Origin of the sequence: Klebsiella sp. (genome assembly GCF_027492335.1) — a bacterium.
In the GTDB taxonomy this organism is placed as follows: Bacteria; Pseudomonadota; Gammaproteobacteria; order Enterobacterales; family Enterobacteriaceae; genus Klebsiella; species Klebsiella huaxiensis.
Genome location: NZ_JAPUEW010000010.1, coordinates 88419 through 115029 on the forward strand (window position 1 = coordinate 88419; position 26611 = coordinate 115029).

The window sequence follows — 26611 nt, forward strand, 5'->3', positions numbered from 1 at the left end:
CTTGTACTTCTTGTACTTCTTGTACTTCTTGTACTTCTTGTACTTCTTGTACTTCAGCAGTTTCAATAACTTCTATAGTTTCTTCTTGTTTAACTTCCTTGTTTTGTTCTTCCATTTGATTTTGGTCCTCTAGAGTTAATTCACTATTACTATTTAGTGAGCGACCAACACCTACAGAATTATCGGCTGGAGTACTAACACTACTTATTTCGTATGGTTCCCATTTTGTAATAATTAAATTACCGCCATCCAAGTAATAATCGCGAATGTTATAGCCCACAGATATTTTCGGTCTTATGCCTTCTTGAATCATTCCGAAAATAGTTTGTGCAGTTCCTAATGCACTGAAACGAACGGTTGCACGACAAACTTTATCCATGTCTACACGTGCATTTTCTACAATACCAACTTGATGCATTGCATCATGCTCAATTAATAAAGGAGCACCGTTGTTTAGTCTATTTAAGTCTACATTCTCTGGTGAGCATAGAAGGATTTCATTATAAAAATTATCTTCTATTTTTCTGATTACTGGTTCTTCGGAGGCAAATGAAAGCTCTACAGTACGATCCGTTTCGTTAATTGATTTCTCAATCTGTACTAGATTGATCGCCCTCTTCTGATTCTTGTTCAGTTCCATCTATATTTTCTTCCTTATCCATATTTCTTTCTTTTTGTATTTCCTCCATTACAATTGCAGGGTCATAACCCATTTCACTAATAACCATTTGACGAGATTTAAGACCAGAATCTATTGCTAGTACTTCAGTCTGTAAGTCTTTATATGGGTCCAGAGAAATAGCTTTTGTTTGAACATATTGTGCATGAGTTAATTTATCAAAATCGCTAAAGCTTAAACCACTTAGCTCAGGATTATTTATCATTGCAGACTTTAGCCACTCAATATAAAGAGGTTTAAGTACAGAAACAATTAGAGCATTGGTACGAGTCTTGAAAGTACTTTGTTGTAATTTATCTGTTAGTTTTGCCGCACTAAATGATGCATTACTAGTATCAGACGTTAGAGCTTGTTTAGTTATATCTAATCCCATTGCAATCATCATTAATTGGTTGTCAACAAATTCGCTAATACCATCAGTAGATTGATTTGGATTTACAGTTTTAATATCTTGTCCTGCTTGTAGTTCTACAATTGCAGCAGGATTTAGATAATCTTGGTCATAATATGATGCACCAGAATCATCTGTTATTAAATCTACTTCATCACTATCTGGGTTTGTAATAAATGCCATTGCACTAGCTGCAACCTTACGACATGTGATAGCGGCAGTCATAAATTCTTCAAGTTCTTTTAGTTCTTCTGTACCAGCATGTACGTCTGGTATACCACGTTGTTGTGTTGGGAAGTCTAATTGATATAGATGGAATATTTGCTCTTCTGGTACACGTTCACGATTACCTAAATCATAGGTGTAGGTGATTGGATTATAACGAGTAATCCAGTATGCAAGAGGTTTATAAGTACTGCCATCATACTCAATGCCATTTGATACAAAGTTACCATTATCAAAGTACTGGTTATTATAAACACCAAGACGCATTGAATCTATAATCTCAACTTGTGGTAAACCATTCTTTGTTTTATGAATACGTATAAAACAATCACCATCAATTGCACGGGTACGTTCTACTAAACGAGTAAAAGTACTGATATCCATATCACCAGCACGACTAAACGCATGTGGATTCTCTGCCCAATTATAAAACTCACGTTCTAATAAATGGTTTATATCCTGATTTTCCTTTTCATCATCTGATACGTGAACACATGGACGTATATATAGACCTTCTGCACCAGTTACACCGGCAGTGTTAGTACTGATATATTTCTTAACAATACCATTCTCAAGTGCTAATTGGCGTGATACTGCAACACTCGCTGGGAGAGCTTTATTGATAATTGCATTAATATTACCTGCCTGACTACCACCACTGAATCCAAAAGAAATAATTGGAGAGTTATTACCAAGAGAAAGAGTACTTTGAATAGAACGCTTCATTGGGTTATTTCTCATTAGTGGTTCTTTGGTTCGCGTGATTGTCAATGGAACCTTAGCAGGTTCTTCTTTTTTCTTTTTAAACCACATTATCTCCTCCCTCTAAAATTAGTTATTGATTTGATTGGAGAACCAGCAGATGTGTAACCTTTCATTGATGACATCAAATCATTTGCACGTTCTACATACATCTTGCGTAGCTTCATTAATGCTTCACTACTTTCATAGGTAAGAGATTTGTTTTGTATAGATTGAGAAATCACACCACCATTTGTTGCTCTTTGAATAATAATCGTGTCAATCTCATCAATGATTTTTTTGAGATTGTTGTATGCCGATGCTTTACTAGTTGGATCTACTAATTCGAATTGATGAACACCATATTCTTTAGGACTATCAATAATTGCAGTCCATATACCTACTGACCAATTATTGGTATCTATAGATTGGAATGGATAAGTATATGATGTTTTAACACCAGAAGGATCGATTAAATCAACACTTGTACCTTCTGGATAATCGAAAATAATAGATTCACCTTTAATAATATCTCTGGTAAGTTTTACTTTTCTTACTACTGCCATTATTTAATTTCCTTATTTGAAAAATCCTTTATTTCTTGAATGTCGTACAGTCTTACGTTTTGTAGATGTAACCGTACTAGATTCTTCTTTATTTACTTGTTCTTCTGGTTTATTTATTTTTTCTTTTTGTATTGCATTAAACTCACGTAGTTTACGGAATGGATGTGAACCAAGTTTTGCTAGGTACCAGTTAAAACAAATTAAGGCATAGTTTAAACAGTCGAGTGCTTCATTACGCTCACTACTTATCTTCTTAACCCATACCCAGTTACCAGCTTTAATAACCCTCTTCTCTGAGGTTAGTTGCATAAAGTAGTCATCAGGTAAGGAGTGAGTGAAATGTATTTGCACTTCTTTGCTGGTGTCATCAGATACTGCACGGTTAACTAACTGTCTAATATTTGATTTACCTAGGTTAACGTTTAGGTTAATTAGACTATGACCAGAAGTACGAGACTCTTTGAATAATGGATTAGTTGCAGATGCACCACCTTTGATCGGTTTGAATATCTTAGATGATGAACAATAGCGATAGACTGTATTTGTTGCATTACCATTCGATGAGTCAACATAACCTGCCAGTACTTTAAGTGGTTTACCAGATACTGTCTTAAAGTTAATCTGAGAGAATGCCGTTAGTTGATTCCATGCAGGTGCTTCAATCTTTGTACAATCGATAGAGTAAATTGAACGGTGGTCAATCACATAAAGATTCTTTTCACTAATACCAAGTGTAGTTATTTCTAATCTGTCTAATTGCTGGTCTACTCCAAGTACCAACCCAAGAACATCGTCGGGTATATTCTCAATATCTAAAGAAGAATCACGTAAGTTCTCAAGTAATACTAAATCATGCTCTGTATTTTCTTTGTCTATCCAGGGCAGACCAAGTACGTTGTTATAGAATGATGCAAGGTCAAATGTATAATGTGCTTCGGCAAAGTCCTGTACTATAGATTTAATACTATTAATTGGAGAGTATAGGCGTGAGATATGATACCCCATGATATCCTCTACTTCCTGATTGGTAACAATCCATTCTCCCTTCTTAATCATTCGAACACGTTCTGCTTCACTGATTTCTTTATCACATTCTGGACAAACTAATCTTGCAGTCTCTGCATCAGGAATACGACGACGACCACCATCGATAATCTTCCAATCGAATTTGACATTATCAAATACTAATTCGTGCGAATAATTGCAGTGTGGGCAAGGTACATAAAACTTCTGTTTATTACTTTGCTCGTACTGTTGACTGATTAGGTCATTCTCATCAAGTGGGGTCGAGCACACCATAATGAGTGGGTTACTAAAAGCCTTTGTACGCTGTTCTGCGAGCTTTAATGGGTTTCCCTCATCACCATCTGCATCTACGTTTGAAACTTCGTCTAAGAATACTCTAGGTGCTGTGAGACCGCGTAGTTGTGCACTACTCCCAAGTGTTAGAAAGTACGTAAAGGTCCCATCAAGGTTTTGTTGTGTCTTGTCGTTATTCGTATAGTTCTTATCATTCTTATTACTGACAAGATTCTTAAGTACTGGGCACGCTTCAATGACTGATTGCCATTTTCCTGTTCTAAATTTTGAAGTAGTACCGGCTGTTGCACCTGCAAAGATTTGGTTACTTGGATCATTTGCGAGAAAGTAATACATCGAGTTTTGTAGTACTGTTGTTTTTAATAATTGTGCACTACTCATGAGTACAATCTTACGTACTCTTGGATTTGTAATATCGTTAATTGGTTTCTTTTGGAATTCGAATAGCTTTACTTTTTGACCTTGTAATTGACCATCTGGAAATACAAGATTATTCTCTACCCACTCTGCCGGATTCTGTTTCTTTGGTGGTAATATTGCCTTCACTGTTTTCTTCAGCAGCTTCATTAATTTCGTTTTCGTACTCATATTTAAACATCCCTATTCCTTCTAATGATTCGTCTATCTTTTCCTGTAGACGTGTTTTTAATTCTATTGCATCTATTGATTCGAACAGTTCTACGTAAGAACTAGCAGGAATACTGCGTAGTACTTGCCTAATAGAATTAAAATACTGAGATAGTAATTTTTCAATCTCAGCCACATTAATTAACTCACCACTTAATTCACGTAGTTCCAGTTCTTTCATATCTGCTTCTGCTTCAAGCTTGCGTAGAGTTGCTTTTTGTATTTGGACTTTAGTATCGCCACTTCGAAGTGGTTCAATGATGTTTGCAAGTAGCCAGTCGTCTACAAGCTTTTTAGGCCAAGTGATATCAAGACCTTTACCAGACCAAATACGGCTTACTGTACTGTTCTCTACCCCAAATCTATCTGCAATTTCTTGCCACGTATAACGAGTACCGTCGTCTTTATTGTGTCGTGCCATAATTTATTCCCTCGGTTTCTGTACTAAACAGATGTTAAACTTTTGTTTGTTTTATTAAAAAAATCTCACGAATTTTTATTATACTTCGCGGCGAAAACTCGTATTGGTTAGGGTGTGCAGGAGGACCCATAATATTATTTATACACCAAGCATTGCTTATTTTTAACTCTGAATTATTGTTCAAAGTTACGGTTAGACACTAGTTATTGATTAAATGCGTGATGGGATTCATGCGAGGGGTTAAAGGGTAAGGTATAGTATACGCACTGTATAGATCATCAGTTCTATACGTCTTGCCAGATGGAATTGTTAAAATGTAAGCATGAAACTCCCTTATAGTAGTTGTCTCTAAGGGAGTTTCATGCTTATACTAATGTACTCACACCCTCACCCACAATTAACAAACCTACCCATTGTGAGAGTGTGAGTACTGCGTTAATGTAACATAAATCCTTTGCATATCAAGATCACTCATTAGGAGAGTCTATGTTAAGTATCTTAAAAACTATATTCCAATGGGCAATTGGAATATTTATCAGTTTAGATGAGAAAACAAAAAAGAAAATCATTGATCAATTAATAGAATTATCTGTGGTTATCTTGAAAAGTATGTGGTTCCAAAAACAAAAATCTAATGAGGGAAAGTAGCATGGATAGTAAAGAGTTAGTTATATATAAGAATTCAATCTCATCAACTGAACTCGAGAAGACTACACAAGAAATTACTAGTCTCATTCCAAATATATCAAAAAAAGATAAATTTGCTACATCTGTCGTAAATGTGATAAGGAGTGAAGAATTTATTACAGAGCTTGATAATGAAATAGGCTCTATCAGAGAAAATGAAAATGAAGAACAATTCATCGCACGCGGTAAATCGATAGTAAAAAAAATACTTTATCGTAAATTCAACATTAAGTAGTTTTTTAATCTATTATAAATGGATATTTTATAAAAGAGTATAACATGGCAATTCCAGAATCTTTTTTTAAATACCTCAGCAGTCAAACAGTTATTACTGTATTGCAAGATTTCACTCTCAAATATTCAAACACTTTAGAGTTTAACGATCCATTTGATTACAATCCAGCGTTAACAACTGATGGTCTTTCAAAATTTATAAGCAGGGTTGGTAAAAATAACAGTATTAAAGTGTCGCGAAAGTTAGCTACAAATAATATGAAGATTTTAGCTACCGATGAATTTAGACGTCAGGCTTCCCGTGATTTCTCTGTTACATGCTTTAGTAAATCCCCCCATATTGTACCAATGTGGGCACATTATTCCGATTGTCACAGGGGGTGTGTATTAGGCTTTGCAAATGCTTCATTGGAAGATCTTAATGATATGTTATCGAGTTCTGAATGGCTTTGGAATGATTATAGCAGTTATCTAATACCTTATGATGTTAAGTATAGTGACACACGACCAACCATGTTTAATTCAGATGGTATAACTAACTCTCCCGGTACTGGTTTCGATGCATGTTTAATAAAATCAAAAGCCTGGGAGTATGAACAAGAAGTTAGAGTTATAAAAACAAGTAAAGCTGGTATCTATCCTTTCGAAAAATCACAACTTCGCTCTATTAGATTCGGATTAAACATTGATCCTCTTGTCCGAAAAAAAATAATACAACTGGTTACAATGATAAAACATGAGCATAAAATCAGTATTCGTTTATTTGACGTAAAAATGGATCATCGGAAATTTCTATTAAATGATGTTAAATGCTAATTAAAATGTGGTAGGGTTATAAATCCTTTATCCTTACCACATTACAATCTTACTTGATGTCATAATTTAAAAAACTTATACGCTTTTCTTTTCTTTATTCGCTACGTTTATTAATATAGCTTCATCTCCATCCTTATTCCACACTGTTTCATCAAGTCCCCAATAGACAAAATATGCTTTTTTATCACCTGACAAATCGTTAATACTAAACTTGCCTTTTTTAGTATATAATAATACCAAATCTCCACTGTGCAAGGTAATCGCAGGGAGTTCATCAAAATCAAATACATGCCTATGTTTATTGGAAGTTGTTCCATCTCCATGATAGGTAGAATCAGATATCATATAACGCCAAAGGTTGGTAGTACCAGTTGCCGCAAGTGCAATATATTCTTTATCTAAGTCACCATGTTCTTTCACATAAATAATTGTTAAACTCATTGCTTAACTCCTTTATGTTATAAAGTATCACACAGCCTTTTTATCAATGAACAAGTTTCATACCTAATATGAACGGTGTCAAGTGGATAAAGCTTTCAATATCACATTTCGTAAGCTATCAATTTCATGATAGTACTCTTCATCTTCCGGTATATGGTCAATGTGCCATGCAATTTCACGCTTAGTACCATCTCGTGTTTCAATCATGAGTTCAATCTCATCTCTTGTTTCAAATAGGTAAGGAGTTTCAATCCTTACATGGTCATCAACGTATAGAGCATAGTAGCCATTATCATATTGTTGTAGTGTAATCATATTAATATCCTTCTTTTTATATTGTATTTAATCCTTATGGTATCTTTTATTGCAAGCGTGTTCCTACTAAGATACCATAATTCAATCCTTTCTTAATGTGAACAACTATGAAACTTTTGAACAACATACTCCTTTGCACTGTATTAGTTCTGTTCATTATAGCCATAATAGTTTTTATTAAAATTTTCATTCATGGGGTTAGTACTATGGAAATTGGAAGTGGAGCTGACTGGGTAAGTGCAGTATGTGCTTTTGGTACACTCTTAGTAGCGTTGTTTGCTTATGAGAAAGCTAAAAATATATTTAGTGAAAAATGGAATGAGGAAGACACAATTATAATATTACAAGTTAATACTCATCTACATGAACAAGGGTCTTTGATGACTCAATTACATCAATTATACGAAAGATTGTCTGATGATTACTCTTCGACGAACTCACCGTACCTTCTTTTAAAGCATTATGAGTACTTCTCTATCAAAGTTTCTGAGTTTCATAGTAGCAATATCGTTTTACAACATCTAATTTATAGGCTTGACAAAAGAAAAATAAACATGACAAAAACACCATTAATAAAAAATATTTCTAAAGAACTCAGCGAAGCATATAATAAATTGAGTTTAAAATGTAGTGACATAACTTCAGTGTTATTTCATGAATTGCACAAACATGATAACGAAATCACCAATGAAATGATGAAGAGATTGCGACAAAAAATTTATAACAGAACGGAGGTTAACTCTTATTTTTCTAAATCCTACAATTTAATACGAGAGTTCAACACAGACTCATTTTAACCTTCGACTGTGTTGCAAAAAAAATACTTATTTTTTTATTATAGGAAATGTGTACATGAGAGTTTTCCAGTTGCTCGCAATTATAATTACTATATTTGCCATTGGTGTAAGTTTATCCTTAATCAATAATTACATTCCGTTTGATGTTGGTAATACATCAGATGTTGTTAGTGCTTTATGTAATTTATTAATGGCAGTATCCGCTGTCTATGCTGCCTTTAATGCGAAAAGTTGGATTACTCAATCTCATTACGATCACGTAAAAGACTTTCTAAAATCGATGACATTAGTTAATGATGAGCTTTGCAAATTTTTTTATAATAGTACCGGTGGGAACCTTGAATTTTATTTAGCATTACATAAATTCAAACCAGCTGATGAGCAAATAAAAATCATTAGTCTAAATTTAAATCCAAAACAAAAAATAGAATTAAAGAAAAGATATGATGAATTCAAAGAAAATACAATCAACTCATGGATTGAAGCACGAGATTACTCCCAAGACCCTGACCATGAGTATACTGTATATCCTGATTTCTATGAATATCTTTATAAACTTGTTTAATTATGTGAGGGGCTTCCCCCTTCTTTCTTACAGCGTATTTCATTACTTATCTGACCATCAGTACTAGTATATAAATTCCCATAATAATAACCATCAGCATTAAGATAATTAACGACATTAATTTCTAAGTAGTTTTCGTTATCTTTATCAGTTGCATACTTATACATTCCATATGGAACAGGATTTTTTTCTATACTAATATTAGTATAATATGTTTCATCAGTACGCAAAATTGCACCTCTGATATCAGTACAAACAAAGTCAGGCATGGCTGCATTTGCTACTGGTATAAAAAAAACAAATAATAAAATTACAATTTTCATGTTTTCTCTCATTGTTGGGTTTAATTACATTTTAACATTTATCAGTACTGTAATCATTCATTTCCTTTTGTACTGTGTTGTCCGCGTCGGGGGGCATCCACTTCTGTGAAGGTACATCTTAGTGAGCTTCAACAGCGAACGACCCGACAAGGGAGTTTGCGACCGCGTAGTTACTCAAAGAGACGGTAGGCCAAAATACTTTGTGGGGGTTGTTACTTGTAGTAGTACTTCTTTTGTTTGAGCGAAAGCGAGCAAGGAACAGGGCGTGTTTTGAGGTAGTTTACTGCCGAAAAAACGCAAGTTCTGATCTAACGATTGAGTTTTATAGAGACTAACGAGCAACGCGAGTTAGGCTCTCTGAGACTGAATAGTCAGTAAGTCAATTACTTTAAAGTTAATGGGTATGGGTTATATTATATTAAGTTACGGTTATTCATTTACATGACCAAAACATGCATAAAGCACTGATTTATAAGCACTTTTAATGCATAGATATTCATCAATAACCGTAATAACCGTATTGGAGCCATTTTTAATACGGTTATAGTTACGGTTATTAATATAAAATAAATCAGACACTTATATTTTATCGTAACTGTTCAATACGGTTATCATTTCATTTTTGCCAATAAATCAATAACCGATTGTGCATCTACACCCTGTTCTAATAGTGCCTGTACTGCCTTTACTTGGTCTTCAGTAAGTGGATTTTTCTTCACATACTTACTTAAACCATTCATCGTTGTACCATCATTTAAAATCTCTTCAAATGCCTTAGATACTTCAGTACAGATACGCTTATACTTTTCTGCTGAAGATTTCCCTTTTGGATAGTCCTTACCTTTTATTTGACGGTAGTTCTTTAGATATAATAGTACTGATTCCTCACTAATTTCTGGAGCATTTTGTACAATATAGTATACATCTTCTTCTGGCACTCTGTTTATACCTAAAAAAGTACTATCCTGGATGAGTTTACGCATTACTGTTTTTGCTTCTGAACATAGTACTGTTAATGAAATTTTATCTAATTCGTTTCTTACGCGTAGATTGTCATGATTGATTGCTTTTCTTGCCATGATAAATACTCCTGTAAAAGATGTTTATTTATTGGCCTGTAGTATTTCCAGCACTCAGGCCATTTTTTATTTTGATTTTTGTAATAGTACCGGACTAAGTTTTGGATATGCTTTGTATTGCTGAGATAGTTTATAGATATATGACTTACGCCCAGTAATATAAGCGGCATGAGCTTCTTCTATCGTTGGGTATGTTCCAAACTTATAAACTCGCTTCCCGAATTTTGCCTGTGCTTGATAGCCCTTACGATTAACAACCACACCAGTTGATAATGATGTTGGTACTTTACGGAACAATTGATTTACGTCTCTTGGTACAAAAATACAATTATCGGGGCTGTACTCATTCCCTCCTAATATGTCTTTATCTAAATGCCATCCATCAACAACATTATCAATATACCAGTAGTAAAAGTTACTAAACAGATACCAATCATCGCAGATGGTAACAGTGCTATAATTACTATTATTACGTACTCTTGAATGGTAGTTGTTCCATACTCGTAATGCTTCTTTTACACTTGGTAGTTCCTGACCTTTTAGGTCATTTATTTTTTCCTTTTTCATAATTCATCCATGAACATAAGTACTTCATCCTGAAGTACTGCTAATACTTTTCTAAAGTGAAAGTATCAAACCCTTACTTACCTAAAATAGTATATTGCTGTATTAAGTACTGTATAGCTGAACTGACCGTCTTTGCTTTACCAGATTCAACTATTGATTTTAAAGTTTGCGATTGCGATTGAGTCAATCGAACTCCCACACTCGTTGTTTTATTTTCTTTCATAAGATTCCTTTGTTTAACATTTTCCATTTTTCCCCACACGAAAAAAGAACCCCAATGCCACTACGGGTACTTGAAGGAGAAATATTCATTACATAAATTTAGAGATGAAATGCTCAACTCTTTATATTATTTATCCTTTATATTTAAAAGGACGTCGTAATAAGCATATTATAGGATATTTTTTTCACTATGTCCCATGTATTTATATTATAGCACATTACCTTTAATTATTTCATTTATATTTAGTGCTGGATACGTAATCACTGCCGATATTAAGCAATTAACTTCATTAATTAATTCGTGTGAGATTTTGTGAGTGAAAGTCTCTGTACATTCACGGTATCCCTCATCCGTTAAAGGAAACTCGCTTTTGTACACGTGAGTGTCAATAGGTGAATCCCACTCTTCAGTGGGGTCACGACGAAAGATGTGTATACGTTCTACTGTGATCTTATCTGTGAAGTAGTACTGAGTAATGAACTCTTCTTTTGAACCTTCCCGCTTCATTAGAATCCGTAAACAGCTACCTTTCTTTGTATGCACACCCACATCATACTCACCAGACAACAATCCTTTTATCTTGTTGATTTTATGTATTTTTTCTTTACGTTTCATTTTTATTCCTCATCTTGATACCACATGCTAACGAGTGAAAAGTGAGAATTCAAGGAATCTAAATCTTTTTTCTTGCATCAATAGGCCAGGTATGGTATTGGACCTTATCTTTACAAAGTGTACTTTCTAAATAGTACAAAATCATTTACTCTTTTGTACTTTCTAAGTAGAACAAAATGATGTTTGCAATTACTGATATGAATAGATAAATCATAAACCCAATGAAAACGTACTCAATCAAACCAGTAACCATAACTAAAAAACCAACTGATAGTACTAACGCCGTAGCAATCCAATCAAACATGTATACCTCCTTGTACTTCTTATCAAAATATTTATCAAATATCTTAAAAAGAGCAACTATTTGATTGATTTGACCGCACTTTCAACTACTGACTGCCATATATCCAATGCAAGCTCATCCCATTGACTCATATTATTTTTCTTGAGTTCCCATTCACCTTTAAGCATATCTATGGTCATCATGTCTGATTCGAATACTAAATCATTAGATATATGTGAACGGGAAAGTAATGTACCATCCTTACCATCTATGATAAACAAATGTGAAATTACATCCGTGAAGTACTGCACCATCACATATAAAATATCATCAACTCGTTTAACTCTAATTTCTTTAATTACCTTCCTTAAATATATGTTATATTTCTCACGTAACTCGACATTATCTTGTTCTGTTAATTTACTGACATCAATTTCAATATCTTCAATAACGTTATTATTAGTTAATGTTGTGAGTTCTGATTGTAGCTTATCTTTCTCTTTGTTCTTCTCTCTTAATGCCTTGGATAATGCGACTATCTCAATAGTACTACCAGATGTATTCAGTAGCCCTTCAATTTCATCATATTCAGCATTTACTACTGCCAGTTCATTTCTTAGATTGTTTACATGACCATCACTTACATTTTTATTAGTATATATTTCTTTAAAGTCAATACCTTTTAAATTAACAATCATTGCCTCTTCAAATGTTGAGTACTTAATCAAACGACTATCACATGAACCAACTTTTGAACGTTTACCTATACAGCGTAAATAATTACCTCTTTCAGAAAAGTGACCAACTAATGCTTCCCCACATATTTCACAACGAACTAATCCATTGAATAAGGATTTTTGTTTTGATGAAGTTCTAACACTTTTGCTTAATTTATTTGTATCAATTTTTCTTTGCACTAAGTCAAATATATCAGTTTCAATTATAACTGGGTATATTTTTATCGCCCTTTTTTCTCTTTCTTCCTGTGTTTCGTTTGCTTTTTTCTTTCCACGTTGCCACCCAAGTAAACGCTTATCTCGTAGCATCATATTTATAAAATTAGTACTATATACCCCTCCATCATGCTTCCCTCCCTCCTTATTCAACTCTCGTACAATTGACGTCACACCAACACCATTCATATACATATCAAATACACGTTTTATTTTATTGACATGTTCTGTTCTTGTTAAATATTCGTTGTTTTTAACTTCTAACCAATATGGGACATTACGGCTTATAGCAATCCCCTCTTCTACTGCTTTCCGTTTTATGTTGGCCCAAGATTTCACTGCCATTCGTGATTTGCGTTTACTTTCTTGGTAAGCACGTTCAATGCTTGTAGATAACTGTGTTAGTTTATGATCCAGCTTGTAGCTAAATATTTGGCCTGTCTCTACTTCAATAATGTCAATGTTACGCTTGATTAGAAACGTAAATTCATCAATTGCATCATACCCTTGCTTGCGACTGAACCTATCCACACTCTCGATTAGTAAACATCCAGAAGTAATTTCACCGCTTGCTACACGATTCTTAAACTTACCAATAGATCCCTTCGTAAAGTTGTGTCCTTTAAAGCCACTCAAACCGGAGTCCTGTTCTAAAACCTCATAATCATGGGGGTCTAACTGATATCCCAACTCCTTGGGCAACTCCGCATCTTCAAGAAAATCCATAAGAGTATGGACTTGCCGCTCAATCCCAAAACCATCGCTTTGTTGCAATGATGATACGCGAGTGTATATGTATGCCTTAACCATGAGTTACTCCAAGTACTATGTTTGTATTAATAGTACTATATATACCCACACCATCGTGCAAACCGTTGCCATTTTTTCTCTCCTTTCCGGCCAATGACTCAATACTGAGGATAGCAAATTCTTTCAACGTACATGCTTGGGCAATACGCCATAATGTTGGCGAAAACGAGCGGTAAAACGCGATCCGCACAGGTAGCCGCTGTTTAGCGCAATTTCACCAATGGGCCGCGACGTCGACTGTAATTGCCCCAGCGCGTAGGCCATACGCACCTCTTCCACTATCTGGCGAAAGCTCCGGGACTCCTGTTGCAGGCGGCGGCGCAACGTCGATTCGCCCAGAAATAGCATTTTAGCGACTTTCGCCACACTCCACGTCTCGGCTGGCGACAGCATAATAATTTGCCTGACCTGACCGGTTAGATCCTGCTGCCGCTCATTGAGCAGGGGTCCGGCGTATCCTGCCTGATACAGCGCCAACAGCAATCCCATTGCCTGATGATGCTGTAACTGGGCGGAAAGCCCTCCGCGTACTGACTGCAGGACGTTCTGCCACATAAACGTCAGTTCAGGGGCCAGCGGCGCGCACAGCGATGTCAGACGCCCGGTCTGCGGCTCGTTCATATAGAGAGCCTTAAAATCCGCCAGCAGTTCAGGAGTTAATGAAAGAAGATCGGAGCAAAACAGTCCGTTTTCCGGCTGATTAATCACTTCAAGCTCAACATCGGCAGGCAGAATAATCAGCTGCTGCGGCGTCGCCAGCATCTGGCTGGCTCCCTGCACAATCACCTTACTGCCGCGGTTTACCCGACATAGTGCAGGTGAAAACAGCGTGACGCGGTGCAGCTTGCATAATCGCCGGGTGGTGATTTCCGACGCCGTTAAAGTATTATGCTGAAAATTGATACGCCGCATCAGGCTACCCTTATTTGTTTATCGCCCGGCCATCGCTGTTAATTCCGCGCTGGCGATTACGTGGCTATGCAACATAAAACCGACTAACGCTCCGCTAGCCTGGGCATCAATAGGTAATGTCGGCGTATCAAGCGCCCACACCGTAAACCGATAGCGATGTGGTTTATCCCCGGCAGGAGGACACGCGCCGCCAAAACCCGCATAACCAAAGTCATTACGCCCTTGTACCGCTCCAGCTGGCAGTTTAGCGTTATTTTTGTCACCAGCGCCAGCAGGCAAACTCGCCACCTGTTCGGCGATATTGACGACCGTCCAGTGCCACCAGCCGCTGCCAGTTGGTGCATCCGGGTCGTAAGCGGTCACTGCAAAACTGCGGGTACCCGCAGGAGCATTTTTCCAGGCGATTTGCGGCGAGATATTTCCGCCTGAGCAGCCAAAGCCGCCAAACCAGTGCGCCTGCGCCAAAGTCGCACCTTCGCGCATATCCGCACTGCTGACGCTAAAGGGGGCGGCAATCACCACGCCGCTCATCATAGACATTATCGCTGCCGCTAATGTTAATTCTGTTTTCATTGTGTTTTCCTCCATGCGTGAGGAAAGTACTGTAAGATCCTGGCGTGATTTTTATTGTGCCAAAGCGCCTGTGTTTTGTGCCGAAACGCTCACCTGTCAATACCGGTGGAATGGTGCTTGCATCGGCCACTTGTGCTAACCTACGCGCCATTTTTCGGTGCCGACATCTCCGTTGCTTAAAGGTAGCCCCATGACAGATTCCGTTTTCCCCCGCTTAGTGTTAACCAAAGGACGCGAGAAATCCCTGCTGCGTCGCCATCCATGGATTTTCTCCGGTGCTGTCGCCCGGATGGAAGGTAAAGCCCGTTCCGGTGAAACCATCGATATCGTTGATTCGCAGGGAAAATGGCTGGCCCGTGGGGCGTTCTCTCCTTCTTCACAGATCCGCGCCCGCGTCTGGAGCTTTGATCGCGATGAAGCCATCGATAACGCCTTCTTCGAACGTCGCCTGCAGCAGGCGCAGACCTGGCGCGAGTGGCTGGCGGCCCGCGACGGCCTTGATAGCTATCGTCTGATTGCCGGTGAATCCGACGGACTGCCGGGCGTCACTATCGACCGTTTTGGCGACTTTTTTGTTCTGCAACTGCTGAGCGCCGGTGCGGAATATCAGCGTGCGCCTATCGTTAGCGCGCTGCAAACGCTGTTCCCGAACTGCTCTATCTACGATCGCAGCGACGTCGCGGTGCGCAAAAAAGAGGGTTTGGATCTGGCGCAGGGGCCGGTCGTCGGCGAACTGCCGCCTGCCCTGCTGCCGATTACCGAACATGGTATGCAGCTGTTGGTGGACATTCAGGGCGGTCACAAAACCGGCTATTACCTCGACCAGCGCGACAGCCGTCTGGCGACGCGTCGCTATGTTGCGGATAAACGTGTGCTGAACTGCTTCTCCTATACCGGCGGTTTTGCCATTTCCGCGTTGATGGGTGGCTGCAGTCAGGTGGTCAGCGTTGACACCTCACAGGAAGCGCTGGACGTCGCAAAACAGAACGTTGAGCTGAATAAGCTGGATCTGTCGAAAGCAGAATTTGTCCGTGATGATGTCTTCAAACTGCTGCGCAAATATCGCGATCAGGGCGAGAAGTTCGACGTTATCGTGATGGATCCGCCGAAGTTTGTTGAAAACAAAAGCCAGCTGATGGGCGCCTGTCGCGGCTATAAAGACATCAACATGCTGGCGATCCAGTTGCTGAACCCCGGCGGCGTGCTGCTGACCTTCTCCTGCTCCGGCTTGATGACCACCGATTTATTTCAGAAAATCATCGCCGATGCCGCTCTGGATGCCGGGCGTGATGTACAATTTATAGAACAGTTCCGTCAGGCTGCCGATCACCCGGTGATTGCAACCTACCCGGAAGGGCTGTATCTGAAAGGGTTTGCCTGTCGCATCATGTAAGTTGAAAAGTGGAAAATCTGCCCGCATATAGCAGGTAATCACGTTTCCCAGGAGGTGCTTATGATAGCCAGCAAATTCGGTATCGGCCAACAGGTTCGCCACACGCTCCTGGGTTACCTGGGCGTCATTGTGGATGTCGATCCGGAGTACTCGCTCACAGAGCCAGAAGAGGACGAAATCGCCGCTAACGACGAACTGCGCATGGCTCCCTGGTATCACGTGGTTATGGAGGATGATGATGGGCAGCCGATTCATACTTACCTTGCGGAAGCGCAGCTTAGCAGCGAACTCAGCGACGAACACCCTGAACAACCCTCAATGGATGAGCTGGCGAGAACGATTCGTCAGCAGCTTCAGGCGCCAAGATTGCGTAACTGATCTAAAATCTAAAAACCCGTGCTGCGGGTTTTTTATTGTCTGTCATTTTATTACGGTATCTACCAGCGCCTGGCAAATCAGACTGTTGAACTGTCCGTCACGCTGCTGTTTCTCAGTCCAGCGGGTATTAGCCAGCTTCATTTCACGGGAAATACCTGCGCTAGTTTGCGCTAACTGTTGAAAAAAAGGCCGCAGCATCTTTCCCCCTGGCAGCGACTGGAGTTTAAACACCGGGCTGCCATCAACATAGCGATATGCCAGCACCTTATTCGGCAAGATTATCGCCGGGAAAGCGTGCTGTGCGTAGCTAGCCCAGAAGGCCGCCGCATTATAGCCACGGGAAAAGTTACTCTCGCAAGCAGGAAGTTCAGCTAACGGCGCGATTCTTTTTTCTGCGGGCCTGAACGCATTTTCCATCCAGCGCGCCATCCCTTCCAGATACCATTTTTGTTTAAACACCGCGTAGCCATACTGGTACAAATGGAAAAGCTCGTGGGCAGGGGTAACGTTACGTGCGGGCTGTAGCGCAGCGTTAAGCACAATTTTTAATCCGCAGGGAAGTACAGTGCCATCGTTCATGGTTTCCGCCGCTACGCGATCGAAGGCCAGACCGTTGCCTTTAGGGAGAGTCAGCAGGTAGATATTAATCTGCCGGGCCTGGGCGTAGATCTTCTGCTGCAGCGGTGAATGTAACCCCAGCAGCGTAGTATAAAGATATTGCGCCGCCTGGAGCTGGCTTCCGATATCCGTTATCACATCCGGCACGCCCCCCCCGAGGCTATCCTGCGGATATTGCAGGGCATCCTTACCCTGCAGGCTGTAGTAAATATGAAAATCATCCACCACGTGCACTTTTTCCAGTCGATGCTCGTGGAGCAAAGCACCGGGCACGCAGCGGGAAACCTGCAGCACATCGCGGGCCGCAAGCGGCGAGCAGCAGCAGGATGCCAGCAGCAGCGCGATGATTCGCCTCATCGCGCCTCTGAACGAAATCGAAGAGGACGGCTATCCAACGTTAGCCTCCCGACCAGTGCCGACCAACGGTTCCTCATCATCAACGATCAACCGCTCGCTTGCCTGCTGCCATGCCGCCCAGCGCCTGGCAATGGCGCTGGCGTAATAGCGCTGAGCGTTACTCAGCGCAGCTTGCTGCATACTTTGCTGCAACACTTTGTCGGAGATGACTTTTATCAACGCCGCCGCCAGAGCGTCTTCATCACCGCAGGGCACCAGAATCCCGGCCTGCCTGTCCTGCAGGATATCGCGTGGACCGTATTTAATCGCAAAACTAATCAGCGGCGTGCCGTAGGCCATCGCTTCAACGGCAGAAATAGACTGCCCCTCCTGGGTCGAGCAAAGCACCGTGCAGCAGGCCGCTTTATGCACCAGGGCGATATCCGATGTAAAGCCGTTAATATGGATCACCTGCTCAAGCCCCCACTCCGCCACCTGCGCACTTAAGTTGCGCCGCAGCGGCCCAACACCATAGGTATGCAGCTGCGCGCCAGGGATCGCCGCCACCACCTGGCGAAACGCGCTCAACAGCAAGGTATGCTGTTTCTCCTCTGAATAACGCGCCAGGTAGATCACCGTTTGTGAAGGAATTTTCTGTGGGGCCGCAGGGATATTGCTGTTATCCAGGTGGTTTGGAATCACCGCCATTTGCTTGTGCGGGAACCCTTCTTGTTGCAAGTCTTGCCACTGTTCATCGGTCAGGATAATCAGCGTATCCACAAGATCCGGTTGTTGCAGAATATGCCGGTACGAGCTTTTCAGCTCGCCGTTGGACAACTGGTGATGAGAGTGGATGATAGCGCTCAGCGAGCACGTCATACGCTGGGCTGGGCGCGAGCAGACAAAGTTTTTCCACGTTTTATTCTTATCGACAATAAAGTGCCAGCCCCCTCTTCCCGCCAGCATGGTTTCCAGCATCCAGGAGAAAAATGCTTCCTCTTGCGCAAAGCGTTTTATTTCACCGTTCGCCAGGGCAATTTCAAGATAGCTTAACTGCACATTGGCTTTTTTCTCGTCATAGCATTTACGCAAAAGAATATTCCCCGCGCAATCAAGATAATCCTCAATGATATTTCCCTGAGGGCGCTGCAGATAATTGTTTTTACCCACTGGCAGATCCGCACAGGGATTTACAGCGTGCCTGAGTTCAATATTGCCCGCTAACGGTGCCAGCGCGGTGAGTATCTTCATCTCCCGGCAGTCATTTAACCACTGATAAATATTATAAACCGGCACCTCTTCGGGTAGCGCGCCGCGAGCTTTCAGCGCTTTTACCGTTTTCGGTAACGCGGGATCCCACGTCGTGGTAATCAGCCACGGTACGGTGCGCAGATGTTCGGTAAACAGCTTCGCCCGGCGCATAGCCGCCACTTCGATACCATTGCCAACATCACGCAGCATCTCCAGCAGGAAAACAGGGGTCGCGTTATTCGACGGCAATGCGTTGTCCTGCTGGAGCAGCGGCTTTTTTGCCGCTAAATGATATTTCTGATAGGCGATAAAACCAGAAAGATAGTGTTCCACGTCATCAATTCGCACGCGATAGCTGTGGTGGCGAATAAAGAAGCTGTTGACGATCCGCGCGGGATTTTTAAAGAACATCGCCAGTTCGGGCCAGAAAAAGCCGTTCAGCAGATAGCGAGCGCGGGTTTCCAGCGCCTGCCAGAACTTCTGCTGGTCAAAATCATTCAGCAAATGCCGATGCTCCGGCGACGCATCCAGCCGGGTCACCATTTCAGACGCCGCCATCATAAGTTCAAGCAGCGTAGGATAGGTCGTGACGCGATGAAGTACGAAATCAAGATGATCGCGCACGTTGCTCAGGCCAAAGCGGAAGTACTTCTCTTCCGGGCGAAAGCGGGTCAACTCGTTGACGCAGTAGCTCAGCCAGTGATCGTGATGCTGCCAGTGTTTATTTTTAATGAAGTACGCGAAGGCTTTTTCCACCATCTCCAGCCACTGCGGTTCTTTGGTCAGGCCGTACAGGCGCATTAAGGCAAAAGCGGCTTCACCATCGTAATAGATGATGCGGAATTTGGCTTTCAGCGAGAGATCTTTGCTGTTCAGTACATGGGCAAACTCGCCGCTGAGCGGATCCTGCATAAACGCAAGCCCGGTCGCCAGTTGCGCCATCAGTGGCAGATATTGCCTGTCCCCAGTGACTTCGGTGTATTTCACCAGCGCCAGAACGCTGACGGCGTTGCCGCCGAGTTTGATCTCATCGCCAGTGTCACAGAGAAATGCGGCCTCGCGGCCATCGTCCAGCGTGCGGACTTCAATCAGGTGACTCACCAGATACGCAATCGCCCGGTCTATCGCCTCACGCACCGCAGGCTGGCGCGTGGCCTCCCAGCCTTCAATCAGCGAATAGGTGGAACTGGCATGGCGCAGCGCGTTATAAGAGCGAACTGGCCGGTCGAAACAGGGAAACCAGCCGTAATGATAGAGGCCGTCTTTCTTCACCTGGCGGGCTAAATAATCGGTGCCTTTTTTAATCACCTCGCCCAGGTACTCATCCTGCCAGTTTTCACCAATCGCGCGATAGCCGGAGCCCCGCCCGTCATGTTCAATCACTTTTGCGCCAAAGCGATCGCAGAAGACGCCCTGAGTTTTGAAACGCCAGAAAGGCTGTTGCGGGTCTTCTGGCCAGTTGAGCTCTTGTTTAAACCGCCGCTGGGCGTAGTTTTGCAGATTAACGCTATTCGGCGCGACCACGCCGTTATCACCATCATAAAGCAGCGCGTTTCCGGCAATCTCTTGTTCGAGCATTGCGCAGCTAAACTGCGGGTCAAAAGAGAGGCCGAAGCGGAAATAGTTGCGCTTGGTAATGAGGAACTTTTCACTGAGCGATTGCCAGCTCAGCTTTTCAACGCTGTCCACCACGTCGACGCGCAGCCATTGCGGCTCGTTGTCTTGTTTCTTACGCCACGCTTGCAAGGCCCGAGCCCCTGACAGCCAGGCGAGATCAAAGCTGGTTCCTGTCGCTATGTGCACATGCGCACGCTCTTTGCCATCGCTGACGCTAAAGAAGATAACCCATGCCGGATAATCAGAGGGCAATGCGGCGGATGTTAATTTTTTGGCCTGAAAGCAGGCATGTTGTAGTAAATCGCTTAGCGCCATCTTTCCCTCTCCGTATATTCAAAACTGCATTGCATGTTTAAAAAATTATTATTAGTGACTGCCGACCAACCCGTTTTGGATATTGCGCCACATTATTGTCGGGTGGCGGCTTACGCCTTACCCGACCTACGAAAACTGCATTGCGCGCTATTTCCCCGGAGGCGGTGCTGCCGCACCTGTCCGGGCTACCGGCCAGCAGACGTCTGTAAACCCGTAGCCCGGTCAGCGCAGCGCCACCGGGAAGAGGTTCGCACTTTAATTAGCGTTCCCTTAAAGCTTCTTTCGCCCGATTAAACGGTTTAACCAGATAATCCATCACCGTTTTTTCACCGGTCTTAATATCGACGGTGGCAATCATCCCTGGACCAATTAAAAAGCGTTTGCCGTGTTTATTTTCCAGGTAATCGTGATCGGTGCGAATAAACACCCGATAGTAGTAAATATCCGGTTTGGCCTCATCCTGGGTCGTGTCCGGTGAGATTGTTTCCACCACACCTTCCAGCGCACCGTAGATGGCATAATCATAGGCGGTAATTTTTACCAGCGCCTGCTGATCGGGATGAATAAACGCAATATCGCGCGGTGAGATCCGTGCTTCAATTAATAAACGTCCGTCAATGGGGACAATTTCCATTAACTCACCGTTGGGCGCAATAACCCCACCAATCGTGTTGACCTTGATATTTTTAACAATCCCCTGCACCGGCGAACGCACCGTTAAGCGGGTGACCGAATCGGCGCGGCCTTTAATCACTTCCGCCAGGCTGGCGACGTCGGCATTGGCTTTTGATAGCTGTTCACGAGCGTCAACAAAATAGCGCGTATTGATATCGATCTTTTTAAAACCAATATCCGCCACTTGCTGGCGCAGGCGCAGCACTTCAACATTGCTCGCCGCTCCGGTTTTTGCCAGCTTTTCGGTAATGGCCAGTTCGCTATTGACCAGTTTCAGCGATTCATCCAGTTGACGCGTGGATTTGATCAGCTGATCCTTACGGCTATGGTACAGGCGAGTCTCTTCCGCCAACAGCGCGGGCCAGGCTTTCAGCGTGTCGGGAAACACCAGCGGCTGGTTGTTAACCTCAGCGGTTAAGCGAATGCTGGCGGCCAGCGAAGCGCGGTATTTCGCCTGGCTTTCGCCCACGTTAGATTCACTGCGGGTCGGGTCAAGACGAGCCACTACCTGCCCGGCTTTAACCTTACTGCCTTCCCGCACGTTCAGCTCGGTTAAAATGCCGCCATCGAGAGTCTGTATCACCTGCTCGCGGGAGCTGGGGATCACTTTGCCGGTGCCCGTGGAGACTTCGTCCAGCACCGCGAACCATGCCCAGACGCCACCGACGAGTAGCATCATTGCCAATACCAAAATTAACCGACGCGATTTTACGATCTTCGCTTCATCTTCTTCGCTATCCGGCAGCAACGCTACCGGGTCGTTATCAGTCAGCGCTGGTAACACCACATTGCCCGGCTTATTCATATATTCACCACCTGAGCACGAGCTTTCTCTTGTTCAAAAACAGTTGCTTTCGGTTTATCCAGCGCTAGCTGTCCGTCCTGAATAACCAGAATCCGGTCAACAATATTGAGGACTGCGGCTTTATGGGTGGCAATAATCATCGTTCTCTCTCCAGCCCATTGCGCCAGCTGATCCACAAAGGCTTTTTCCGTGCGCTCGTCAAAAAACGAGGTCGGTTCATCGAGCAGGATGATGTTCGGGTCACGCAGCAGCGTTCTTGCGAGCAGCAGTGACTGCCGCTGACCACCGGAAAGCCCTAGCCCGCCCTCCATAATGACGTGTTCAAGACCAAGGGGTAGTTTGCGCACAAACTCCAGCGCGCCGCACAAAGTCAGCAACGAGAAGATTTCATCATCGGTCGCTGCCGGGCGTCCGAGCATCAGGTTTTCACGTAGCGTGCCATGGAACAGACGCGCTTCCTGAGTCAACAAGGTGGCGTTGCGGCGAATATCCGCAAGATCGATCTGCGGCAGGCTCAGGTCATCCAGGCGCAGCTCGCCGGAAGCCAGTTCGACGTTGCCCATCATCGCCTGTAACAAGGTTGATTTACCGGCACCTATACGCCCGAGAATGGCGATTTTCTCTCCGGCTTTAATTGATAATTGGTTAATGCGCAGGGGGACAGTGGCGTCGTTAAGGCCATAGCGAAATTCCGCCTGACGAAACTCGTAGTTGCCGTGCAGCACAGCACGATGAACGCGGGGTTCGTCCTGGCCGCCTTCCACCGGTAGCGCCATCAGATTGTCGAGGCTGGCTTTCGCCGTTTTCACCTGCTGCCAGCGGGCAAGTACGCCGCACAGCGCGGTCATCGGCGCCACCATGCGGGTCGATAACATTGATGCCGCCACCATCGCCCCTGTGGTGATATCGCCGCTAATCACCAGCGGCGCACCGACCACCACCACCACGGCATAGAGCAGGTTTTGTACCGACATTCCCCAGCTCACCAGGCCGTGAGTCAGCTTGCGCGTTTTGACACCGGACTCGGCGGTAATGGCGATATAGCTATTCCACTGATGCAGAAAGCGGCTTTCCGCCTGCATCATTTTGATGTCCTGCAGGCCCTGAATACTTTCCACCAAAATTGCGTTACGCAAAGTGTTTTCGTGTTGGTTCTTATTTGCCAGCGCGGCAAGCTTACGCTGCAATAACAGACCGGGAAGGATCATCAGTAGCGTCGCCACTGGCGCAATCCAGCTCAGCCACGGCGAGACAATAAATAGCACCACCTGGAAGAGTAAAAAGAACGGCAGGTCCGCAACGATAGTCATCATCGTTGAGGTCATCATTTCGCGCACCTGCTCCAGTTCCCGGATCTGCGAAATAAAACTCCCGGTCGAACGCGGCACCGCACTATTTTTCAGACGTAGCGCGTGACCGAAAACCCGGTCCGATACGCGAATATCCCCACGTTTACCAAGCAGGTCGGTCACGTGCCCGCGCATGATCTTCAATGCAAAGGCAAATATCGCCGCCAGCACCACGCCGCTGAACAAGACATATAAGGTGGGATAAGATTGCGCCGGGATCACCCGGTCATAAACCTGCATCGAAAAAAGAATGCCGCTCAGCGCAAGAACGTTAATAGCGAACGAAGCCAGCATCACGTGCATATAGGGGCGAATATCTTTCAGAACGATCTTTCGCAGCCAGTCCGGCTGGAAGCGGGTCAAATAGCTTTCGCTGCGAATGTCCTTTTCCGGCGCCGACGGGCGAAAAGCAATAGTTTGTTCTATTTCCGGCAGCAGGGTTTCCAGCGGGCAATAGCTGAGCAGCGAAAGCTCTTTCACAAACCGCACTCCGACCGCATTGTTCACGTCAAAGCTTTCAATGACCGCAATCTGCCCATCGCGAAGCTGAATGACAAGCGGCAGACGCCAGGCCGACATTCGCTGGTCGGTAGTGGATAAAAACTGGCAGTTTAGCCCTGCGTGACGCGCCAGATGCCGGAGCGCCTCCGGTAGGGTCTTCTGCGTTGCCCACTCGGCGGCGGCATGCAGCGTTCCGGGTGAAAAGCTTTGCCGGTAGTGGTTAGCGATAAAGGCGATGGCATTGGCCCAGTCGAGCAAATGCGGCACCCCTTCGCGTTCATTTTGAGTGGTCATGGGCGGATCTCCACGCCCTGGATATTTTGATTTTCCAGCGCGAACACCGTGCGCATCTTGCCAGTACTAAACAGGCAGTCCAATTCAAGGGAGCGCAGTTGCGATTCCGTCAGGACCTGGCTAAATCTGGCCTGGTAAATTTCCTGATCGACGTTGAGCAGATCCAGCAGCGGACGCGAACCCAGCTGGAGATATTGATCCTGGTACAGCGCCCGGGTTTGCTCCCCTAGCTGCTGCTGGCGTTTCTGAATGCCCAGCGATTGAGCAAGGTTAACGGCTTCATCGCGAGAGGCGTTCAGTTTCTGGCTGGCGTCCAGTTGCGCAGTTCTAATCGCCGCATTAGCTGCCGCCAGGCCTTGCTGGGCAGCGTCGCGAGAGGCAGTCATCGCCCCCCCCTGATAGATAGGCATCTGAACCTTAACCCAGGCGGAATATTGCGTTTTATTGAGCGCCGCGCTGTTAGCGTAATTGTCGTTAAGGTAGTGCGTGACCTCAGGTTCAAGGGAGATGGTCGGCAGCATTTGCGCGTTGGCGTTATCCAACTGCGCCTGAGCCTGGCCTGCCTGAGCCAGCGCGGCTAATACCGCGGGAACAGAGCGATAATCAATTTTGGCTACCGCGCAAGCGGCATCCATCCCCGGAGGCACCGCATCCGTTACCGTAGCAATCCCGCCGATGCCGATATAGGTCGCCAGCGTGGCTTTCCAGCGCTCAAGTGCCGCTCTGTATTGTAAGAGCGTGGATTGCGCCCCTTCCACGCGGGTATCGGTTTGCACGACATCCGATAATGATGACGCACCCGCATCGTTACGCTGGCGAATAAGGTCACCAATCTGTTTAAGCGAATCGACCTGCGCTTTGGCGATGTCAACCAGCTTTTGGTAGCCCTGCACCTGCACCACCGCCCCTGCGGTATCATGGGCGACCTGGTCGATATTCAGCATGACGATAGCCTGCTGCTGGGCCACGCCGGAGTCCGCAGCCCTGACCGAACTGGAGACTTTGCCGAAGTCGTAGAGCATTTGCGATACCGATACCACCAGTGATGGTGTATATCCGGCATCAGAATAAGAGTTTGTATAACCATTATTCATACCCGCACTAATTTGCGGGTAATATTTGGCTTTCGCCACATCCACCTTTTGTGCCATTTCCTGGAGCTTACTCACCTCCTGAGTAATAGATGGATGCCAGTTGACTGCATTTTTCACCGCTTTATTAATATCAAGCGGGCCGGACATTCGGGTTTGGTTATTAATAATCTCTTCATTGTATCCCGCTATCTGCTGACTGTCGGTTAAACGCTGGCTACTAATATCATTCGGCATTAAATATGAGCTTTCTGCATTCACTACAGATGCAGGGTTGAGTGAAATAAATAAGGCGGTATAGCCGCAGGTTATGACAATCCCTTTTTGTTTAAATAGGCGCATCAAATTTACCCTTCAGAAAGCACGCACTGAAAAAACGGATATCATGATTTCCGCATCATTGTTTTTATTAAATGATAGTCTGCTATTTTCCGGTTCATTGCCCGAATTCATTCCTCCGCAATAAAATAACCTCGACAGCACTTCCCTGTGCTGTCATCGGTGTAACACGCCTTAGTTGGAGTTATTGGTATCAAGCAGCTCGTTGAGCGTATTGATATGTACTCCTTCCAGCGTAATTAAGGTTGTTGATTGATGGTTGCCAGCCCCACCGTCGCGGTCGATTGATACCACCGTATTACTGCCGACGTAGCTCAGAGTGACATAGTTGCCCAGGCTACTGCTGTTTCCATCCCAGCCGACCAGCAGCGCCGATACATCTATGTGGTCCCCTTGCGCCACCGAGAAATCCTTCCAGGTATCGCTACCGTTGCCGCCGGTATTGTCATCAGCCAACAGGTTGTAAACCACCGTATCGGCCCCGAC

At 43.7% G+C, this 26611-nt stretch carries 27 protein-coding genes; 7 read left to right on the forward strand and 20 right to left on the reverse strand.

Annotated features, from left to right (window positions below; genetic code table 11):
- The 5 genes from QVF11_RS04195 to QVF11_RS04215 form a co-directional block, all read right to left on the reverse strand.
- Positions 1–640 (reverse strand): HK97 family phage prohead protease (locus QVF11_RS04195; RefSeq protein WP_462660129.1); only part of this gene is annotated, 640 nt, incomplete at its 3' end.
- The gene (locus QVF11_RS04200; RefSeq protein ID WP_287855305.1) at positions 591–2108 is read right to left on the reverse strand and encodes a phage portal protein; all 1518 of its coding nucleotides are present in this window, start codon (positions 2106–2108) and stop codon (positions 591–593) included. The genes QVF11_RS04195 and QVF11_RS04200, both read right to left, overlap by 50 nt.
- Positions 2108–2602, reverse strand: a complete 495-nt coding sequence (locus QVF11_RS04205) for a hypothetical protein (RefSeq protein ID WP_287855306.1) — start codon at positions 2600–2602, stop codon at positions 2108–2110. The genes QVF11_RS04200 and QVF11_RS04205 overlap by 1 nt, the downstream gene beginning before the upstream one ends.
- A 12-nt stretch (positions 2603–2614) precedes the next feature.
- The gene (locus tag QVF11_RS04210; protein WP_287855307.1) at positions 2615–4510 is read right to left on the reverse strand and encodes a terminase gpA endonuclease subunit; all 1896 of its coding nucleotides are present in this window, start codon (positions 4508–4510) and stop codon (positions 2615–2617) included.
- A complete protein-coding gene (locus QVF11_RS04215) occupies positions 4413–4970 on the reverse strand; it encodes a hypothetical protein (protein WP_287855308.1) in 558 nt (185 codons plus the stop codon). Before QVF11_RS04215 ends, QVF11_RS04210 begins: the two co-directional genes overlap by 98 nt.
- Before the next feature lie 486 nt (positions 4971–5456).
- Here QVF11_RS04215 and QVF11_RS04220 point away from each other — a divergent pair, with 486 nt between their 5' ends.
- From QVF11_RS04220 to QVF11_RS04230, 3 genes are read left to right on the forward strand one after another with little or no spacing between them, the layout of a single operon-like run.
- Positions 5457–5618, forward strand: a complete 162-nt coding sequence (locus QVF11_RS04220; protein WP_287855309.1) for a hypothetical protein — start codon at positions 5457–5459, stop codon at positions 5616–5618.
- Position 5619: 1 nt separating this feature from the next.
- Positions 5620–5892 carry a hypothetical protein gene (locus tag QVF11_RS04225; RefSeq protein WP_287855310.1) on the forward strand — a complete coding sequence of 91 codons (273 nt, stop codon included), beginning with the start codon at positions 5620–5622 and terminating at the stop codon, positions 5890–5892.
- Between the two features lie 44 nt (positions 5893–5936).
- Complete coding sequence (locus QVF11_RS04230) at positions 5937–6707, forward strand: DUF2971 domain-containing protein (protein WP_287855311.1); 771 nt, start codon at positions 5937–5939, stop codon at positions 6705–6707.
- A gap of 75 nt (positions 6708–6782) precedes the next feature.
- On the opposite strand, the gene QVF11_RS04235 is transcribed toward QVF11_RS04230, so the two are convergent.
- Entirely contained in the window at positions 6783–7148 is a 366-nt protein-coding gene (locus QVF11_RS04235) for a hypothetical protein (protein WP_287855312.1), read from the reverse strand.
- 78 nt (positions 7149–7226) lie between these two features.
- Positions 7227–7463 (reverse strand): hypothetical protein, encoded by a 237-nt coding sequence (locus QVF11_RS04240; RefSeq protein WP_214241013.1) that lies wholly within the window; start codon positions 7461–7463, stop codon positions 7227–7229.
- A 206-nt stretch (positions 7464–7669) separates the two neighbouring features.
- Here QVF11_RS04240 and QVF11_RS04245 point away from each other — a divergent pair, with 206 nt between their 5' ends.
- Positions 7670–8260: a hypothetical protein gene (locus QVF11_RS04245; RefSeq protein ID WP_287855313.1), complete on the forward strand. Its 591-nt coding sequence runs from the start codon at positions 7670–7672 to the stop codon at positions 8258–8260.
- A gap of 55 nt (positions 8261–8315) precedes the next feature.
- Entirely contained in the window at positions 8316–8825 is a 510-nt protein-coding gene (locus tag QVF11_RS04250; protein WP_287855314.1) for a hypothetical protein, read from the forward strand.
- Here the strand turns inward: QVF11_RS04250 and QVF11_RS04255 are convergent.
- The 7 genes from QVF11_RS04255 to QVF11_RS04285 all read right to left on the reverse strand — a co-directional run bounded on the left by QVF11_RS04255 (position 8822) and on the right by QVF11_RS04285 (position 15163).
- On the reverse strand, positions 8822–9148 hold the full coding sequence (locus tag QVF11_RS04255) for a hypothetical protein (protein ID WP_214241015.1): 327 nt from the start codon (positions 9146–9148) through the stop codon (positions 8822–8824). The genes QVF11_RS04250 and QVF11_RS04255 overlap by 4 nt on opposite strands.
- A 611-nt stretch (positions 9149–9759) precedes the next feature.
- Complete coding sequence (locus tag QVF11_RS04260) at positions 9760–10227, reverse strand: hypothetical protein (protein WP_287855315.1); 468 nt, start codon at positions 10225–10227, stop codon at positions 9760–9762.
- A gap of 66 nt (positions 10228–10293) precedes the next feature.
- On the reverse strand, positions 10294–10794 hold the full coding sequence (locus tag QVF11_RS04265) for a hypothetical protein (RefSeq protein ID WP_186385124.1): 501 nt from the start codon (positions 10792–10794) through the stop codon (positions 10294–10296).
- Between the two features lie 430 nt (positions 10795–11224).
- Complete coding sequence (locus QVF11_RS04270) at positions 11225–11632, reverse strand: hypothetical protein (RefSeq protein ID WP_287855316.1); 408 nt, start codon at positions 11630–11632, stop codon at positions 11225–11227.
- Between the two features lie 360 nt (positions 11633–11992).
- The gene (locus QVF11_RS04275) at positions 11993–13678 is read right to left on the reverse strand and encodes a recombinase family protein (protein WP_287855317.1); all 1686 of its coding nucleotides are present in this window, start codon (positions 13676–13678) and stop codon (positions 11993–11995) included.
- A 123-nt stretch (positions 13679–13801) separates the two neighbouring features.
- Positions 13802–14590 carry an AraC family transcriptional regulator gene (locus QVF11_RS04280; protein ID WP_287855318.1) on the reverse strand — a complete coding sequence of 263 codons (789 nt, stop codon included), beginning with the start codon at positions 14588–14590 and terminating at the stop codon, positions 13802–13804.
- 18 nt (positions 14591–14608) lie between these two features.
- Positions 14609–15163 (reverse strand): YbhB/YbcL family Raf kinase inhibitor-like protein, encoded by a 555-nt coding sequence (locus QVF11_RS04285; protein WP_112215301.1) that lies wholly within the window; start codon positions 15161–15163, stop codon positions 14609–14611.
- Between the two features lie 190 nt (positions 15164–15353).
- On the opposite strand from QVF11_RS04285, the gene rlmI reads away from it, so the two are divergent.
- Entirely contained in the window at positions 15354–16556 is a 1203-nt protein-coding gene (gene rlmI / locus QVF11_RS04290) for a 23S rRNA (cytosine(1962)-C(5))-methyltransferase RlmI (RefSeq protein WP_287855319.1), read from the forward strand.
- A 60-nt stretch (positions 16557–16616) separates the two neighbouring features.
- Positions 16617–16934 carry a heat shock protein HspQ gene (hspQ, locus tag QVF11_RS04295; RefSeq protein ID WP_112215303.1) on the forward strand — a complete coding sequence of 106 codons (318 nt, stop codon included), beginning with the start codon at positions 16617–16619 and terminating at the stop codon, positions 16932–16934.
- 42 nt (positions 16935–16976) lie between these two features.
- Here the strand turns inward: hspQ and QVF11_RS04300 are convergent, their stop codons facing one another.
- From QVF11_RS04300 to QVF11_RS04325, 6 genes are all read right to left on the reverse strand, one after another.
- Positions 16977–17909 carry a peptidase gene (locus QVF11_RS04300; protein ID WP_287855320.1) on the reverse strand — a complete coding sequence of 311 codons (933 nt, stop codon included), beginning with the start codon at positions 17907–17909 and terminating at the stop codon, positions 16977–16979.
- 30 nt (positions 17910–17939) lie between these two features.
- The gene (locus QVF11_RS04305) at positions 17940–21071 is read right to left on the reverse strand and encodes a glycosyltransferase (RefSeq protein WP_287855321.1); all 3132 of its coding nucleotides are present in this window, start codon (positions 21069–21071) and stop codon (positions 17940–17942) included.
- A gap of 259 nt (positions 21072–21330) precedes the next feature.
- A complete protein-coding gene (locus QVF11_RS04310; RefSeq protein WP_112215306.1) occupies positions 21331–22551 on the reverse strand; it encodes an HlyD family efflux transporter periplasmic adaptor subunit in 1221 nt (406 codons plus the stop codon).
- Complete coding sequence (locus QVF11_RS04315; RefSeq protein ID WP_142512472.1) at positions 22548–24695, reverse strand: type I secretion system permease/ATPase; 2148 nt, start codon at positions 24693–24695, stop codon at positions 22548–22550. Before QVF11_RS04315 ends, QVF11_RS04310 begins: the two co-directional genes overlap by 4 nt.
- Positions 24692–26128 (reverse strand): TolC family outer membrane protein, encoded by a 1437-nt coding sequence (locus QVF11_RS04320; protein WP_142512471.1) that lies wholly within the window; start codon positions 26126–26128, stop codon positions 24692–24694. Before QVF11_RS04320 ends, QVF11_RS04315 begins: the two co-directional genes overlap by 4 nt.
- Positions 26129–26299: 171 nt before the next feature.
- On the reverse strand, positions 26300–26611 hold a 312-nt coding region (locus QVF11_RS04325; protein WP_287855322.1), incomplete at its 5' end, for a type I secretion C-terminal target domain-containing protein.

Coding starts and splice junctions, on each gene's coding strand:
- QVF11_RS04200 (WP_287855305.1), bottom strand. CDS start 2,108: ATGTGGTTTAAAAAGAAAAAAGAAGAACCTGCTAAGGTTCCATTGACA.
- QVF11_RS04205 (WP_287855306.1), bottom strand. CDS start 2,602: ATGGCAGTAGTAAGAAAAGTAAAACTTACCAGAGATATTATTAAAGGT.
- QVF11_RS04210 (WP_287855307.1), bottom strand. CDS start 4,510: ATGAGTACGAAAACGAAATTAATGAAGCTGCTGAAGAAAACAGTGAAG.
- QVF11_RS04215 (WP_287855308.1), bottom strand. CDS start 4,970: ATGGCACGACACAATAAAGACGACGGTACTCGTTATACGTGGCAAGAA.
- QVF11_RS04220 (WP_287855309.1), top strand. CDS start 5,457: ATGTTAAGTATCTTAAAAACTATATTCCAATGGGCAATTGGAATATTT.
- QVF11_RS04225 (WP_287855310.1), top strand. CDS start 5,620: ATGGATAGTAAAGAGTTAGTTATATATAAGAATTCAATCTCATCAACT.
- QVF11_RS04230 (WP_287855311.1), top strand. CDS start 5,937: ATGGCAATTCCAGAATCTTTTTTTAAATACCTCAGCAGTCAAACAGTT.
- QVF11_RS04235 (WP_287855312.1), bottom strand. CDS start 7,148: ATGAGTTTAACAATTATTTATGTGAAAGAACATGGTGACTTAGATAAA.
- QVF11_RS04240 (WP_214241013.1), bottom strand. CDS start 7,463: ATGATTACACTACAACAATATGATAATGGCTACTATGCTCTATACGTT.
- QVF11_RS04245 (WP_287855313.1), top strand. CDS start 7,670: ATGGAAATTGGAAGTGGAGCTGACTGGGTAAGTGCAGTATGTGCTTTT.
- QVF11_RS04250 (WP_287855314.1), top strand. CDS start 8,316: ATGAGAGTTTTCCAGTTGCTCGCAATTATAATTACTATATTTGCCATT.
- QVF11_RS04255 (WP_214241015.1), bottom strand. CDS start 9,148: ATGAAAATTGTAATTTTATTATTTGTTTTTTTTATACCAGTAGCAAAT.
- QVF11_RS04260 (WP_287855315.1), bottom strand. CDS start 10,227: ATGGCAAGAAAAGCAATCAATCATGACAATCTACGCGTAAGAAACGAA.
- QVF11_RS04265 (WP_186385124.1), bottom strand. CDS start 10,794: ATGAAAAAGGAAAAAATAAATGACCTAAAAGGTCAGGAACTACCAAGT.
- QVF11_RS04270 (WP_287855316.1), bottom strand. CDS start 11,632: ATGAAACGTAAAGAAAAAATACATAAAATCAACAAGATAAAAGGATTG.
- QVF11_RS04275 (WP_287855317.1), bottom strand. CDS start 13,678: ATGGTTAAGGCATACATATACACTCGCGTATCATCATTGCAACAAAGC.
- QVF11_RS04280 (WP_287855318.1), bottom strand. CDS start 14,590: ATGCGGCGTATCAATTTTCAGCATAATACTTTAACGGCGTCGGAAATC.
- QVF11_RS04285 (WP_112215301.1), bottom strand. CDS start 15,163: ATGAAAACAGAATTAACATTAGCGGCAGCGATAATGTCTATGATGAGC.
- rlmI (WP_287855319.1), top strand. CDS start 15,354: ATGACAGATTCCGTTTTCCCCCGCTTAGTGTTAACCAAAGGACGCGAG.
- hspQ (WP_112215303.1), top strand. CDS start 16,617: ATGATAGCCAGCAAATTCGGTATCGGCCAACAGGTTCGCCACACGCTC.
- QVF11_RS04300 (WP_287855320.1), bottom strand. CDS start 17,909: ATGAGGCGAATCATCGCGCTGCTGCTGGCATCCTGCTGCTGCTCGCCG.
- QVF11_RS04305 (WP_287855321.1), bottom strand. CDS start 21,071: ATGGCGCTAAGCGATTTACTACAACATGCCTGCTTTCAGGCCAAAAAA.
- QVF11_RS04310 (WP_112215306.1), bottom strand. CDS start 22,551: ATGAATAAGCCGGGCAATGTGGTGTTACCAGCGCTGACTGATAACGAC.
- QVF11_RS04315 (WP_142512472.1), bottom strand. CDS start 24,695: ATGACCACTCAAAATGAACGCGAAGGGGTGCCGCATTTGCTCGACTGG.
- QVF11_RS04320 (WP_142512471.1), bottom strand. CDS start 26,128: ATGCGCCTATTTAAACAAAAAGGGATTGTCATAACCTGCGGCTATACC.